Below are 15,170 nucleotides of genomic sequence, written 5' to 3' on the forward strand. Positions count from 1 at the left end.
TAATTTTTTCTTTATACAGAAACAAGATCGAATGGAAATTGATATTTTTTAGCGTATAACAAATAGAGAATATATTGGGCTGCCAAAGGGCAGCTTAATTTTTAGCGGGTTTAGAGAAAAAGAACGAGGAAACAATGAAAGCGGCAACCGCATTGATAAACCGCCGCGCTCTGCGACACAACTTGCAACGGGTGAAAGAAATTGCACCAAATAGCCAGATGATTGCAGTTGTCAAAGCAAACGCTTATGGTCATGGGTTAGTAGGGGTTGGTCAGGCAGTAGAAGAGCTGGTGGATGGCTTTGGTGTGGCAAGACTCAATGAGGCGCTACTATTACGGCAGCACGGTGTGATAAAACCGATTGTTTTACTGGAGGGTTTTTTTGAACAATCTGACTTGTTGTTAATGGCAGAACACCAGATTGACACCGTGATCCACTGTATAGAACAGCTTGAAATGCTAGAAGCTACCAAATTACCCTATCCTCTTAAAGTTTGGATGAAACTGGATACAGGTATGCACCGCCTTGGCATACTTCCTAAAGATGCCGAAGGCTTTTATCAACGTTTACAACGCTGCCAGCAAGTTCAGCTCCCTATCAATATTGTTAGTCATTTTTGCCAAGCGGATGCCCCCCATTTACCGACAACTGAAAAACAAATTGCCTGCTTTAAACAGTTTATTGACGGTAAAGAGGGTGAGAAATCCATTGCCGCCTCCGCAGGAATTTTACTTTGGCCAGAAGCTCACTATGACTGGGTTCGTCCAGGGATCATGATGTATGGCGCTTCGCCACAAGAAGGGAAAAGTGCAGAAGACTTCGGTTTGCTTCCTGTGATGACACTAAAATCAACATTAATTGCGGTTAGGGAGCATGCGGCAGGACAATGTGTAGGTTATGGTGAAACATGGTGTAGTGACAAAGACACACTGCTTGGTGTTGTTGCAATCGGCTATGGTGATGGTTATCCACGTAACGTACCTTCAGGCACACCGGTGTTAATTAATGGGCGAAAAGTGCCTATTGTTGGGCGAATTTCCATGGATATGACAGTGGTGGATTTGGGACTAAATGCCGATGATAAAGTGGGGGATGACGTTATTTTGTGGGGAAATCAACTACCGGTTGAAGAAATTGCCACACAAACAGGCATTATCAACTATGAGTTACTGACGAAGTTAACCTCTAGAGTTGCAATGGAATATGTAGACGAATAGCCAGCAAAGGGTTATTTTCAGATAACAACGTAAAAATGGCGCTAAATATGGCAAATCATCGCTTGGTTTATTTAGCGTAAAATAATGATTAGGAGATGTCCTGTGTTCGAACATGTTGATGCTTATCCGGGCGACCCAATTCTGTCGTTAATGGATGAATTTAATAAAGACTCTCGTGAAAATAAAATTAATTTGAGTATCGGTCTTTACTATGATGGTGACGGGAAAACCCCTGAACTGGCGACAGTCGGTACGGCAAAAGCGGCGTTAAATAAACTGCCTGCAAGCGCATCACTGTATTTGCCTATGGAAGGTTTGAAAGATTACCGTACTGAATTACAAAAATTAGTATTTGGTGAGGATTGCCCGCTAATTGCACAGGAACGTATCGCTACCGTCCAAACGATTGGTGGTTCTGGTGCGTTAAAAATTGGTGCTGATTTTTTACATCAATATTATCCCGATTCCGAAGTGTGGTGCAGTGACCCAACTTGGGAAAACCATGCCTCTATTTTTTCAGGTGCGGGAACAAAAGTGCATTACTACCCGTACTTTGATGAAAAAACCAAAGGTGTTAAATTTGATGAGATGCTAGCGACATTCAAACAATTGCCTGCTAATAGCATCATCCTAATGCACCCGTGCTGTCATAACCCAACAGGCTCCGACCTGACTCCTGCACAATGGGATGAAGTCACTAAGGTAGCATTAGAACGCAAATTGATCCCATTTTTAGATATTGCTTATCAAGGTTTTGCAGAAGGCATTAATGAAGATGCTTATGCTATCCGAGCGATGGTTAAAGCTGGCTTACCCGTGTTTGTCAGTAACTCATTTTCTAAAATCTTTGGTATCTACGGTGAACGTGCAGGTGGGCTTTCTGTGATCTGTGAAAACCAAGATGAACGTGACCGTGTGTTAGGCCAGTTAAAAGCGGGTGTTCGCCGTTTATATTCTAGCCCGCCATCTAATGGTGCAAAAATTGTTGCTGCGGTATTAACCAACAGCGCTGAAAAAGCCAAATGGTTAGCGGAAGTGGAAGAGATGCGCTTACGTATTTTAGACATGCGTACGGTATTGGTCGATGAGCTAAAAAAAGCATTACCAAATCAAAATTTCGATCACTTATTAAAGCAGCGCGGCATGTTCAGCTACACTGGTTTTTCTAAAGAGCAAGTGGCTCGCCTGAAAGACGAATTTGCGGTTTACTTGGTTGGAACTGGCCGTGTTTGTATGGCAGGTGTCAATCGCCATAATGTTAAACGCATTGTTGAAGCATTTGCTGCCGTTAGCCAATAATTCTTAGCTATCGTAATAATTATCAGGGAACAAAATGCTCCCTGATAATCTTCTTACTTATTTTTTAATGGCCTTTCTACTTAGTAGCCGCGTTCTAAAATCGTTTTTAAGAACCGTGCGGTGTGAGATTTTTCACACTCAGCCACTTCTTCTGGTGTGCCTGCAATTAAGATTTCACCGCCGCCACTACCCCCTTCAGGGCCTAAATCGACAATCCAGTCCGCTGTCTTAATGACATCAAGGTTGTGCTCAATCACCACAATGGTGTTTCCTTGGTCACGAAGCTGATGTAAAACGACTAAGAGCTGTTGAATATCAGCAAAGTGCAGGCCAGTTGTTGGTTCATCCAAAATATAGATAGTTTGCCCTGTACCGCGTTTAGATAACTCTTTAGCTAATTTCACACGCTGTGCTTCACCACCAGAGAGCGTCGTCGCTGATTGACCGAGGCGGATATAGGATAAACCAACGTCCATCAGCGTTTGTAACTTGCGGGCAAGGGCAGGTACGGCATCAAAAAATTCACGAGACTCTTCGATGGTCATATCCAGCACTTCATGGATATTTTTACCTTTATATTTAATTTCTAGCGTTTCGCGGTTATAGCGTTTGCCTTTACATTGGTCACAAGGGACATACACATCAGGCAAGAAGTGCATTTCAACCTTGATAACCCCATCACCTTGGCAAGCTTCACAACGACCGCCTTTAACGTTAAAGCTAAAACGTCCTGGGTTATAACCACGAGTCCGAGACTCAGGCACACCGGCAAATAGTTCACGCACAGGTGTAAACACACCAGTATAGGTGGCAGGGTTCGAACGTGGTGTACGGCCTATTGGGCTCTGGTCAATATCAATGACCTTATCAAAGTGCTCTAAACCTTCTACATCTAAATAAGGGGCAGGGGTGATGGTTGTCGCCCCATTTAATTGGCGTTGAGCAATAGGGAATAGCGTATCGTTTATCAGTGTTGATTTACCTGAACCAGACACGCCAGTGATGCAGGTAAATAACCCAACAGGGACTTTTAACGTCACATTTTTCAGGTTATTACCCTTTGCCCCAAACACCGTCAGCATTTTATCTTTATTAATTGGAACGCGTTTCTGCGGGATATCAATTCTGCGCTCACCACTTAAAAATTTACCAGTGAGTGAATCAGGGTTTGCGACAATATCTTCCAGTGTTCCTTGGGCAACAATTTGCCCACCATGCACCCCAGCACCCGGGCCGATATCAATCACATGGTCTGCGGCGCGGATCGCGTCTTCGTCATGTTCAACGACGATCACGGTATTTCCTAGATCACGCAGGTGGATCAAGGTTTCAAGTAAGCGGTCATTATCACGTTGGTGTAAGCCAATTGAAGGTTCATCAAGGACATACATCACACCGACTAAACCTGCTCCAATTTGGCTTGCTAAACGAATGCGTTGTGCTTCGCCACCAGACAAGGTGTCAGCAGAGCGTGAAAGTGTCAGATAATTAAGCCCAACATTGACGAGAAATTTCAGGCGATCGCCAATTTCTTTTAAAACTTTTTCTGCGATTTGAGCGCGCTGGCCTGTGAGTTTTAGATTTTGGAAAAATTCCATTGCGTGGCCAATGCTGTAATCTGCGATTTCGGGCAATGTTGTATTTTCAACAAATACAAAGCGCGCCTCTTTACGTAAGCGCGTCCCATGGCAAGAGACACATGGACGGTTGCTGATATATTTCGCTAATTCTTCACGGACAGCCGTTGATTCTGTTTCTTTATAACGGCGTTCCATATTATTGAGCACGCCTTCAAAAGGGTGCCGGCGCACAGTGATGTCGCCACGGTCATTACGGTATTTAAACTCAATCGTTTCTTTGCCTGAACCATATAAAATAATTTTTTGAATGGCAGGACTCAGAGTGTCATAAGGCGCTTCCACATCAAATTTATAATGCTCAGCTAATGACATCAGCATTTGGAAATAGTAAAAATTACGGCGATCCCAACCCCGAATTGCACCACCTGCGAGTGAGATTTCAGTATTTTGAATGACTCTTTCGGGATCAAAAAACTGCTGAACACCTAAGCCATCACAGCTTGGACAGGCCCCTGCAGGGTTGTTAAAAGAAAATAGGCGAGGTTCAAGTTCCACCATACTGTAGCCGCAAACAGAGCAGGCAAAATTGGCAGAAAAAACCAGTTCTTCTGCATTCGCATCATCCATATCCGCGACAATTGCGGTACCGCCAGAGAGTTCTAGTGCGGTTTCAAAGGATTCGGCTAAACGCTGAGCAATATCATCACGAATTTTAAAACGATCGACAATGACTTCAATCGTATGTTTTTTCTGTAATTCGAGCTTTGGTGGATCGGATAGATCGCAAACTTCCCCATCAATTCGGGCACGGATATAGCCTTGGCTGGCTAAGTTATCGAGTAACTTAACATGCTCCCCTTTACGTTCTTTAACGACAGGAGCAAGTAGCATCATTCGGCGATCGGTGGGTTGAGCCAGAACATTATCGACCATCTGGCTAACAGTTTGAGCCGCAAGCGGTATGTCGTGATCAGGGCAGCGAGGTTCACCAACACGTGCAAATAATAGCCGCAGATAGTCATGAATTTCTGTGATGGTTCCGACCGTCGAACGTGGGTTGTGTGAAGTGGATTTTTGTTCAATCGAAATTGCAGGGGATAACCCTTCAATATGATCGACATCCGGTTTCTCCATTAAAGAAAGAAACTGGCGAGCATAAGCAGATAAAGATTCAACATAACGGCGCTGACCCTCTGCATACAGGGTATCAAAAGCTAAAGATGATTTCCCTGAACCAGATAACCCAGTAATAACAATGAGTTTGTCGCGAGGGATGATGAGATTGATGTTTTTCAGATTATGCGTGCGTGCGCCGCGGACTTCGATATTATCCATTTACCACTTCCCGGATGATTTGATATTGAACAATCGCAAGAGACTATTATCACATATTTATGGCTGAATGGATATACAGTATTTCCTATTCGTCATATTTCAAACCGTGGCGTTGTTGGCTGCTCTCAGCTACGCAGGTCACATACTTTTGTATGCTCCCCGCGATACCTTCGCTTGCCGCCTAGCCACAGCTTGAACTATTTAGAATAGGTTCTGCTCGTCATATTTCAAACAGTGGCGGTGTTGGCTGCTCTCAGCTACGCAGGTCACATACTTTTGTATGCTCCCCGCGATACCTTCGCTTGCCGCCTAGCCACAGCTTGAACTATTTAGAATAGGTTCTGCTCATCATATTTCAAACCGTGGTGTTGTTGGCTGCTCTCAGCTACGTAGGTCACATACTTTTGTATGCTCGCTGCGATATCTTCGCTTTATTTTTACTCGTCATATTTCAAACAGTGGCGGTGTTGGCTGCTCTCAGCTACGTAGGTCACATACTTTTGTATGCTCCCTACGATATCTTCGCTTGCCGCCTAGCCACTGCTTGAACTATTTAGAGTAAGATTTTAATGGTGAAACAGAAAAACAGAAAAACAGAAAAACAGAAAAACAGCGATCTGAATTTATCGAAAAGATAGATGCGGTGTGTATTATTTTGTGTCTATACTGACAAAAGCACTATGGAATTTCACTAAAAGCTGGAAAGCGTTTCGCAAATTAACAAGCTTAATTTCAAATATTGGTGCAAATCAGCTCTGTCGTGGTAAACTTCACGGCTAATCCAGAGATTAAAATTCAATGCATCAGGAGTAATAAATGGCCAGCAGAGGCGTAAATAAAGTAATTCTTATCGGTAACCTAGGACAAGATCCAGAAATCCGTTATATGCCTAACGGCGGAGCTGTGGCAAACCTGACTCTGGCAACTTCTGAAAGTTGGCGTGACAAGCAAACCGGTGAGATGCGTGAAAAAACCGAATGGCACCGCGTGGTTATTTTCGGCAAATTAGCGGAAGTGGCAGGTGAATACCTGAAAAAAGGTTCACAAGTCTATATCGAAGGTTCTCTGCAAACACGTAAATGGCAAGACCAAAGTGGTCAAGACCGTTACACGACAGAAGTTGTTGTGAATATCGGCGGCTCAATGCAAATGCTAGGTGGCCGTGGCGGTGATGCAGCATCACAAGGTCAAGGCGGCCAAGGCGGTTGGGGCCAACCTCAACAGCCACAAGCAGCACAACAATTTAGTGGTGGCGGAGCTCCAGCCGCACGCTCACCAGCACCTGCTCCACAAACTAATGAACCACCAATGGATTTCGATGACGATATTCCGTTCTAATTTATTGGCTGATTAGAATGCACAAAAAATAAAGGCTTCCTTGTGAAGCCTTTATTTTTTAATAAAGATAAATGTATAAAATTATATACCCAAAAAATTATTATTTTTTTATTAAGATAGTAAAGTAAATATAAAACTAAAACCTTAAGGTTTTATTAATTTTAAATTAAGGTTTTCTTAACTAAATGGGAAATAATAAAGCCCCAGTAGTTAACTTACATGGGGCTTTGTATTGGTAGTGTTATTAAAAAAGGAAATATAAATTTTATTTTCATATTAGCGTATCAAGCTACTTTAGGTTCCAGTAGTAATGGGTCATTTTGACTTTCACCCGATAGGCGATAGATTGACGGTGACGTACCTAAATAAGCTCTAAATCGCTTTGCAAAAGATTGTTGGGAGTCGAATTGGTATTTTAATGCAATATCAATAACTTGAAGCTCGGTGGAACATAGGTCTTTAGCGGCTTCACAAATTCTCCTTCGGCGAATATATTCACCTAAAGGCATACCTACGACTTTTCTAAATACTCTTTGTAAATGCCATTTTGTATATCCTGATCTGAGTGCGATATCATCGAGTAATAAACGACTGGTTAAGTTCATTTCAATCCAAACTAATATTTCATTAACAACTGTAGATTGAAATTCTGTGTATTTCCCATTACAGGGAACAGGGATTTCTTTATACATAATATCTTCCTATTAGTTACTTTTTAATCTTATCCGTCATTAAGTCAATAGCCAATAAATAAATGGTAAACAAAACCGAATACAGTTTGTTAATTTGTAAAATAGACAAAACACCGATTTTTAATTAGTTTATAGCCAGTAGAGTTTATCTTAAGGAGATATATTCATAATGATATCGATTAGCAACAGATGAAACTATTACGCCATTTGAATATAAAAACACGGTACTATGGTAAAGCTCTTCATTGGTTGCTGGGGATATATTTCTTTAGCTTCCAGAAACTAATTAAAATTATGGCTGAGATGACGACAGATAGGGTATTCATCGTCTGCCAACCGAATGTGAAGAAAAGAACCCCTGCTCCTAAGCTACCTATTCCACCGAAGAAATAGATAAGAAAATCGGTCATTCCCTGCACTTTAGCGCGTTCATGAGCTTCATAGGTATGTGGTAATAGGTTAGTAGTGCTGATTAAAATTAAATTCCAGGCGACACCGACAAAAATACCCGCCAACAAATAATTGTAAAAATGGTTACCTAGCAGGTTCATAGTCGCTGATAAAATTAACAATATGATACCGCAGAAAATAATGCGTTTTGTCCCTAAATGATGAATTAATGTTCCAGTGAAAAATGACGGTGCAAACATACCTAATACATGGAATTGAAATACAATTGCAATAGAGGAAAAGGCGAAATCATGTTGTTTCATAGATAACGGTATCGAGGCAAAGGTGAAAACCACAATGGCATATCCAACCGCGCTAACAATGGCGATTAATTTTAAAATAGGTTGTGAATACAATGCACTGTAGTCGCGTTTGACTAACACTTCATCCGATGGCGTTTTCACTATTTTCTTTAATGGCACAATTAATAATAGAATAAATGCGATTACATAAATGGCGGCTAACGTGATGAACGGCCCTGCAAACGGGTATTCTGTAAAAAATCGTTGGGTGGTAATAGCTAATGTTGGGCCGATTAAGGCTGCGGCAATGCCTCCACTCATAACTAGGCCAATGGCTTTTGCTCGTAAAGAAATGGGGGCTTCTTCAATTGCGGCAAAACGGAATTGTTGTGCAGTACCAATAGCAATCCCAGTAAAAAACAGTCCAATAGAAAAATAAATTAAATGGCTTTCTATCACGCCCAGAATAGAAAAGCCTGCGCCGATTAACCCACCGATGTTACCAATAATAAAGCCTACTCTTCTCGAATACTTTTGCATTAAAAACGCGATCGGAATAGTTGCTAGGATTAAGCCAACGTACTGGCTTACCAGTGGAATTGTTGCATAAGTTGGGTTGGTAGCCAGTTTTTCGCCAATAACCACTGCTACAGAAAGGACAATAGCATTTCCTGTGATAAATAATGCAAGTGTGATGGCTAACCACCAAACGGATTTTGGCATATATCCCTCTATTTATTAATTAAAAATCAATTAGTTAATATTTCCATCAAGGCGCAATCCCCTTGATTGGAGCAAAGGATACAACTTGAAGTTGACTTTAAGTCAAGGTTTTTTTGGGTGATTTAAAATAGCGATTAATGCTGTATTTTTTTATTTTTGTAGATAATATCTCCATTAGAGTGGTGTGTGATGAATGTCGCAATTACCATTCCTTTGGAATAAAACAAGAAAAAATGATTGTCATCCTGAGAAATTTATGTTTTCTTAAGAAAAGAAACTGAAAAACAACAATCAATAAATTAGACAGACTAAACAGGAAAATCCCGTGAACATGATTACTAATCACTCAAACCTACTACTAACCGCGCCATGTGCCGCGGTGGTCGTGCGTGTGGTGGTGGTCGTGGGCTTAGCGCCGTAACGGGTACAAATCAACGCAGATTTAGAAACCCCGCCGGCGCAAACCGAGCGGGGTTTTTTATCACCTCTCGCTCGGATCCGCAGGCTAGCAAAGGATAATTATGATGAGCGAATCGGGCACCACAACACCACATAAAACCCGCTTTACGGGTGCGGAATTAATCGTATATTTACTGGAAAAGCACGGTATTACTATCGTTTCAGGCATTCCAGGTGGAGCGGCTTTACCTTTTTATGACGCATTAGGTCAAAGCCAGAAAATCCGCCACATACTGGCACGTCATGAGCAAGGTGCAGGTTTTATAGCTCAGGGAATTGCTCGTACCACGGGAAAAGCCGCGGTTTGTATCTCTTCAAGTGGCCCTGGTGCGACAAACTTAGTGACCGCTATCGCAGATGCAAAGCTGGACTCTATCCCGCTGGTTTGTATTACTGCTCAAGTTTCTTCATCAATGATTGGTACAGATGCTTTCCAAGAAGTTGATACCTATGGTATTTCGATTCCAGTAACGAAACATAACTATTTGGTTCGTAATATCAATGAATTGCCACAAGTGATTTGTGATGCTTTTCGTATTGCAGAGTCAGGCCGCCCTGGACCTGTTTGGATTGATATTCCAAAAGATGTTCAAACAGCCACAATTGAACTAACTGAAATACCAGAAGTATTACCGAAAGATAAAGCCCCTGCATTTGACATGGAAAAAGTGCTACAAGCGGCTGAAATGATTAATAACGCGAAACGTCCAGTACTGTATTTTGGTGGTGGGGTAATTAGCTCCGATTCCACAGAAACGGCGATTGCATTTGCGGAAAAAGCAACGTTACCGACAACCATGACACTAATGGCACTTGGTACTATCCCGATGCGAAACCCCTTATATTTAGGGATGTTAGGTATGCATGCTGCCGCAAGTACTAACATGATTATGGAAGAATCGGATTTGTTAATTGTGATTGGCGCGCGTTTTGATGATAGAGCGATAGGGAAAGCTGAGAAATTTTGCCCTAACGCAAAAATTATCCATGTGGATATCGATAAAGCAGAAATTAGCAAAATTAAGCGCCCAGATATCGCCATTCATGCTGATGCGGGTCAAATATTGGAATTGTTATTGCCTTTAGTTGAACGTAATGAGCGCACAGAATGGATGGCGCAAGTTAATCAATTAAAAGAGAAATATCCATTGAATTTTAGCGAGGCTGATAACCCGTTAAACCATTATGGTTTAGTTCTGTCTACGGCACGTGCAGCAGGCGAAGATGCGATTGTGACAACGGATGTTGGTCAGCACCAAATGTGGGCAGCCCAAGCTTATCCTCTGTCTCGCCCACGTCAATGGCTGACATCAGGTGGGTTAGGTACCATGGGTTTTGGTCTGCCTGCCGCCATTGGTGCTGCGCTGGCAAAGCCCGAAAAAACCATTGTGTGTTTTTCCGGTGATGGCAGTTTGATGATGAATATTCAAGAGTTGGCAACCGCAGCGGAGCATCAACTGAATATCAAAATCATCTTAATGAATAACCAAGCGTTAGGAATGGTACATCAACAGCAAGATTTATTTTTTGAAAACCGCATATTTGCTGCAGCTTATCCGTATCAAACGGATTTTATCAAGATTGCGGAAGGGTTTGGTCTGCAAACTTGCGATTTAAATAATGAAGCAGACCCAGAGATGGCATTAGAAGCGATAATGAATACCAAAGGTCCATGTTTGATCCATGCCTTGATCGATGTTAATCAAAAGGTATATCCAATGGTTCCGCCGGGTGCAGCTAACATTGATATGATTGGAGCGTAATTATGGTATTTGAACATCATCCGATTGCTTTAGAGCTAATTGTTCGTAACCACCCAGGTGTTATGTCACATATTTGTGGTTTATTTGCCCGTAGAGCATTTAACGTTGATGGCATTCTATGTATGCCGATTAAAGATAAAGATGAGAGCCGTATATGGCTATTAGTACAAAAAGATGAGCGCTTGTCGCAAATGATTAACCAAGTTGAAAAATTAGAAGATGTTCGGGAAGTACGCTTTAGTGATGATTTGCGTCTTTTCGAAACAATGGAAAATTATTTGCAGTAATTCTGATATTAAACTTTATGACTTAAATAGCCCATTCAATTGCATGGGCTATTTTCTTTTACATTTAATTATAGTGATAATTTAGGGTTTCCTAAAACGAACAAGGATGATATAAAATCAGCTACTGAATAATGATTCTCTGAATGTATTGCAGGTTTGTATTTCGCAATATGAATAATAAACAGGTATAAAATTATGCAAAATAATATCTATTTGTCGGACACCTATCAGTATGAAGTTGAAACATCCCTACTGGTACAAGGGCATGATGATGAAGGTCATTGGATAGCTTTAAAAGATAACATTTTTCACCCACAAGGCGGCGGACAACCCATGGATACAGCATGGGTGAATGATATACCTGTTCGTATTAAGAAACAATCGGGTGGGCTAATTGTAGGATACATACCTGAAGGTGTTACTTTTAGCCAAGAAAATAATGTGGTTGCAAGGGTGGACAAAGAAAAACGTCAGCGCTACGCTGCTCTTCATACCGCCGGTCATTTGTTGAATTGGGAATTGCGTCGTTTTGGCTGGCTTGCACAAAAAGGCCATCATTTTCCTGATGAATCTCGAGTGGAATTTAGCATGATGGAAGGGGATGTTACTCCTTTTGATGAACTCGATAGCCAATATATTGAAGATATTGTTAACCAAAGCATTCGTAGTGGACGCTCCGTTGCAATAAAGCAAAAGGATGATTTACGGATCAGTTATATCGACCAAACTGAAGAAATGCCTTGTGGTGGAACACATGTTTCTTCGCTAGATAATATTCAGCATTTTTCAATTAAGTCGATGAAATTTAAAAAGGGGACACTGCGCATTAGTTATGATGCACAACATGCCGTAATTTAAACGCTATCACTAAGATGGGAGTAGGTCATAACAACAGTTGCTTGAAGTTCTCCTTCCATACAGAGATAACTATGTGGGAAATCACCACTGAAAGCATAAAAGTCCCCCGCCTCTAAGACGATATTTTGGTCGTTATGCAGTCGTAACATGAGTGAGCCAGAATTCACCATAATGTGTTCATGGGTTCCACTCATATGGGCGGGGCTATTGATGATAGCGCCTCTCTTCATGGTCAATTGCCAAATTTCAGAGATATTTCCCATGCTAATGCGAAATTTAAACTGTTGTGAATACTCTTTTTCGCTGGGAGTGGCTTTGAGGAAATAGGGATAAGCCTCATGTTGCCGAGTAAACAGGTCGCTAAGTGGAAAGCGTAGGGCAATAGCAATCGACTCTAATGTATCAATACGTGGGTTTGAGTCACCGGACTCCAGTTTGGATAAAGCCGCTTTCGATATTCCTGATATACGCGATAGTTCGTTTAGCGAAAGGTCTCTTGCTTGCCTCAGTAAGCGAATTTTTTGCCCGATTTTTATATTAATTTTTTTATCCACAATGTGTCTTTACCTGAATTTTAATTTATTGTGCTAATTCTGTATTACTCAGAGAAGCAAATTATACACGCTTAATTGTATATTGTATTTAAAGCGGCTATTTTGTTTTTTGATATAGATTTGAAATTTAAAACCCTACAAAAATAAAACTATTTTCTGTATTTGAAAGAAACTATAGTGAGGATGTTAAAAAACGTCTGGAGTTTAGGTCATGCCGTTTGAATTATTATCACCAGAAATGGCGATTTGTTTCTCAACACTGCTTTTTGCTTATTTGGTTTTTGGCATGGCGGGCTTTGGTTCAGCCCTGATTGCAACACCAGTATTAGCAATGTATTTGCCGTTAAATATGATTGTTCCAATTTTGGCGTTAATTGATTTAACTGCCGCGATTTTAAGTTTATTTAAAGATGGTAAAAATGCGGATTATCAGGAAATTAAATGGATAATTCCACTAATGATAGTGGGGAGTTTAGTCGGTGCTGCGATTTTATTAAAAACTCGCCCCGATATACTCGTATTACTACTTGGGTTATTCGTTGTAGGCTATGTACTCCATGCTTTCTTTTCTAAAAAAGCAAAATCACCCTTTTCAAAAGCATTGGTTGTTCCATTTAGTTTAGTGGGTGGTGTTTTTAGTGCTTTATTTGGTAGTGGTGGCTTTATTTATGCCATGTATTTATCTAGCCGAATTGAAGATAAACAGCGTTTTCGTATCACTCAAATGACATTAATTGGGTTTAGCACACTAACTCGAGTCGTGATATTTTTAGTGATGGGGGTGTATCTCAATCTAGATATTTTATTGATTGCTTTAGCGTTTTCTCCCGCCATGTTAATTGGTACGTGGGCTGGACGGCATATAACATTAAGAATTTCACGTGAAGGCTTTTTAAAAGTTATTAATGTCATCATTTTATTATCAGGTGTTGTGCTGCTTTATCGGTATTTTTTCGTCCTTTAAGTATTTAGAACGTCAAAAATAGTTTCATAAAGATAAATAGCAGAATATATAAGTCGTGTTACAATCACCGCAAACATTATTAGTTTCACTAGTAATGATGTGGTTTTTTATTTTTCATAATAATCTATTTTATGGAGTTAAAATCTGTTCTTTTGTAAAAAAGAAACGGGTTAATTTCAACATGAGCTCTGATAATCAGCGTTTACAAAATTTTCGTCGTTCCCCATCTTTTGCTATTTTTACTATCACTATGAGTATTGCGGTCATTGGTATCGTTATTGGGCTAAGTATTCCAATGGTTGCGCTTAGGCTAAATAACTATGGTTTCAATGAGTTGTATATTGGCATTATTTCGGCGGCACCTGCATTAGGCATGTTTTTAATTGCACCAGTGGTTCAACGTATTGTGCGTTGGTCAGGTAAGCGAAAAGCAATGCTATTGGCAACGATTGTTTCTGCCATTAGCTTATTACCACTATTGAGTACGTTACCTCTTTGGTTATTATTTCCGTTACGGTTAGTAACGGGCTTAGCGAGTGGTGTGATGATTTGCTTGGGGGAAACGTGGATTAACGAATTATCGCCTGAAAATAAACGGGGCCGTATTTTGGCAATTTACACTACAGTCTTCACAGTAAGCCAGCTACTTGGGCCTTCATTTATTGCTTATTATGGCGTGGAAGATAAATCACCTTTATTGATTTGTACGTTGATCCATTTAATCTCTGTGGTGCTATTTATTTTAATGGATCAAAAAGTCGGTGACCGTTTAGCTGAAAATGCCGCGAAATCTAATTTTTCAATTATTCAATTTGTAAAAATCGCACCGGGTATTTGTGGTGGAATTTTATTTTTTGCCTTCTTTGATGGAACCATTTTATCGATGTTCCCGATTTATGGTATGGGAATGGGGCATACAGAGGCGGTTGCTGCATTAATGATTAGCGCCATTCTTGCTGGGGATGCCATTATGCAGTTACCTTTTGGCTGGCTAGCAGATCATATGAATAGAGAAAAACTGTACCGAATTTGTGGCATTATCACACTTGTAGCCAGTCTATTATTGCCCTTCCTTATTACTCAACCTTATCTAATTTGGGTATTGTTGTTTGTTTTAGGGGCGACTGCAGGGGCAATTTATACCATTGCTTTGGTACAAATCGGCCAATATTTCAAAGGGAATGAGTTGATCATCGCTAATGCAGCTGCCGCTATGCTGTGGGGAATTGGCAATTTATCAGGGCCATTACTTGCTGGGGTTGCGACTTCAATCTCACCTGTAGGTTTACCGGTGTTATTGGTTCTGTCTGTAACAGTATTTTTATGGTTCACACGAGAAAAATACAGCGCCCAAACGGTTGAACAAGTTATCCAATAAGCTGATTTGCGGTGCTTTACTCAAATTAGCG

Annotated in this window: 13 protein-coding genes; 9 read left to right on the top strand and 4 right to left on the bottom strand. The window is 40.8% G+C overall.

The genetic code is table 11. From position 1 onward, the window contains the following. Positions 1-134: 134 nt before the first annotated feature. Both alr and PSE83_RS15615 read left to right on the top strand, forming a co-directional pair. On the top strand, positions 135-1,217 hold the full coding sequence (gene alr, locus PSE83_RS15610) for an alanine racemase (RefSeq protein ID WP_004260901.1): 1,083 nt from the start codon (positions 135-137) through the stop codon (positions 1,215-1,217). A gap of 102 nt (positions 1,218-1,319) precedes the next feature. Further along, positions 1,320-2,516, top strand: a complete 1,197-nt coding sequence (locus PSE83_RS15615; protein WP_036958319.1) for an amino acid aminotransferase — start codon at positions 1,320-1,322, stop codon at positions 2,514-2,516. 80 nt (positions 2,517-2,596) lie between these two features. Here the strand turns inward: PSE83_RS15615 and uvrA are convergent, their stop codons facing one another. After that, entirely contained in the window at positions 2,597-5,431 is a 2,835-nt protein-coding gene (uvrA, locus tag PSE83_RS15620; RefSeq protein ID WP_004260897.1) for an excinuclease ABC subunit UvrA, read from the bottom strand. A gap of 816 nt (positions 5,432-6,247) precedes the next feature. On the opposite strand from uvrA, the gene PSE83_RS15625 reads away from it, so the two are divergent. Beyond that, a complete protein-coding gene (locus tag PSE83_RS15625) occupies positions 6,248-6,769 on the top strand; it encodes a single-stranded DNA-binding protein (protein WP_004260894.1) in 522 nt (173 codons plus the stop codon). Between the two features lie 284 nt (positions 6,770-7,053). Here the strand turns inward: PSE83_RS15625 and PSE83_RS15630 are convergent, their stop codons facing one another. Both PSE83_RS15630 and PSE83_RS15635 read right to left on the bottom strand, forming a co-directional pair. Further along, entirely contained in the window at positions 7,054-7,461 is a 408-nt protein-coding gene (locus PSE83_RS15630) for a helix-turn-helix domain-containing protein (RefSeq protein ID WP_004260890.1), read from the bottom strand. Positions 7,462-7,703: 242 nt separating this feature from the next. Beyond that, positions 7,704-8,876, bottom strand: a complete 1,173-nt coding sequence (locus tag PSE83_RS15635; RefSeq protein WP_004260887.1) for an MFS transporter — start codon at positions 8,874-8,876, stop codon at positions 7,704-7,706. A 331-nt stretch (positions 8,877-9,207) separates the two neighbouring features. On the opposite strand from PSE83_RS15635, the gene ivbL reads away from it, so the two are divergent. The 4 genes from ivbL (at position 9,208) to PSE83_RS15655 (ending at position 12,243) form a co-directional block, all read left to right on the top strand. Beyond that, the gene (gene ivbL, locus PSE83_RS15640) at positions 9,208-9,297 is read left to right on the top strand and encodes an ilvB operon leader peptide IvbL (RefSeq protein WP_099975407.1); all 90 of its coding nucleotides are present in this window, start codon (positions 9,208-9,210) and stop codon (positions 9,295-9,297) included. A gap of 103 nt (positions 9,298-9,400) precedes the next feature. Continuing rightward, complete coding sequence (gene ilvB / locus PSE83_RS15645) at positions 9,401-11,098, top strand: acetolactate synthase large subunit (RefSeq protein WP_036958316.1); 1,698 nt, start codon at positions 9,401-9,403, stop codon at positions 11,096-11,098. A gap of 2 nt (positions 11,099-11,100) precedes the next feature. After that, complete coding sequence (ilvN, locus tag PSE83_RS15650; protein ID WP_004260877.1) at positions 11,101-11,385, top strand: acetolactate synthase small subunit; 285 nt, start codon at positions 11,101-11,103, stop codon at positions 11,383-11,385. 195 nt (positions 11,386-11,580) lie between these two features. Next, entirely contained in the window at positions 11,581-12,243 is a 663-nt protein-coding gene (locus tag PSE83_RS15655; protein WP_004260874.1) for a hypothetical protein, read from the top strand. On the opposite strand, the gene PSE83_RS15660 is transcribed toward PSE83_RS15655, so the two are convergent. Continuing rightward, positions 12,240-12,797 (bottom strand): helix-turn-helix domain-containing protein, encoded by a 558-nt coding sequence (locus PSE83_RS15660; RefSeq protein WP_004260872.1) that lies wholly within the window; start codon positions 12,795-12,797, stop codon positions 12,240-12,242. The two genes, PSE83_RS15655 and PSE83_RS15660, sit on opposite strands and share 4 nt — an antisense overlap. A gap of 211 nt (positions 12,798-13,008) precedes the next feature. On the opposite strand from PSE83_RS15660, the gene PSE83_RS15665 reads away from it, so the two are divergent. Then, entirely contained in the window at positions 13,009-13,761 is a 753-nt protein-coding gene (locus PSE83_RS15665; protein WP_164564524.1) for a sulfite exporter TauE/SafE family protein, read from the top strand. A 94-nt stretch (positions 13,762-13,855) separates the two neighbouring features. Beyond that, positions 13,856-15,139: an MFS transporter gene (locus PSE83_RS15670; RefSeq protein WP_164565679.1), complete on the top strand. Its 1,284-nt coding sequence runs from the start codon at positions 13,856-13,858 to the stop codon at positions 15,137-15,139. Positions 15,140-15,170 lie beyond the last annotated feature (31 nt).

Source organism: Providencia sp. PROV150 (assembly GCF_028481025.1).
Lineage (GTDB): Bacteria > Pseudomonadota > Gammaproteobacteria > Enterobacterales > Enterobacteriaceae > Providencia > Providencia hangzhouensis.

Excerpts from the sequence above, each read along its gene's own strand:
- alr (WP_004260901.1), top strand. The coding sequence starts at position 135 with ATGAAAGCGGCAACCGCATTGATAAACCGCCGCGCTCTGCGACACAAC.
- uvrA (WP_004260897.1), bottom strand. The coding sequence starts at position 5,431 with ATGGATAATATCGAAGTCCGCGGCGCACGCACGCATAATCTGAAAAAC.
- ivbL (WP_099975407.1), top strand. The coding sequence starts at position 9,208 with ATGATTACTAATCACTCAAACCTACTACTAACCGCGCCATGTGCCGCG.
- PSE83_RS15670 (WP_164565679.1), top strand. The coding sequence starts at position 13,856 with ATGATGTGGTTTTTTATTTTTCATAATAATCTATTTTATGGAGTTAAA.
- ilvN (WP_004260877.1), top strand. The coding sequence starts at position 11,101 with ATGGTATTTGAACATCATCCGATTGCTTTAGAGCTAATTGTTCGTAAC.
- PSE83_RS15625 (WP_004260894.1), top strand. The coding sequence starts at position 6,248 with ATGGCCAGCAGAGGCGTAAATAAAGTAATTCTTATCGGTAACCTAGGA.
- PSE83_RS15630 (WP_004260890.1), bottom strand. The coding sequence starts at position 7,461 with ATGTATAAAGAAATCCCTGTTCCCTGTAATGGGAAATACACAGAATTT.
- PSE83_RS15655 (WP_004260874.1), top strand. The coding sequence starts at position 11,581 with ATGCAAAATAATATCTATTTGTCGGACACCTATCAGTATGAAGTTGAA.
- ilvB (WP_036958316.1), top strand. The coding sequence starts at position 9,401 with ATGAGCGAATCGGGCACCACAACACCACATAAAACCCGCTTTACGGGT.
- PSE83_RS15635 (WP_004260887.1), bottom strand. The coding sequence starts at position 8,876 with ATGCCAAAATCCGTTTGGTGGTTAGCCATCACACTTGCATTATTTATC.
- PSE83_RS15665 (WP_164564524.1), top strand. The coding sequence starts at position 13,009 with ATGCCGTTTGAATTATTATCACCAGAAATGGCGATTTGTTTCTCAACA.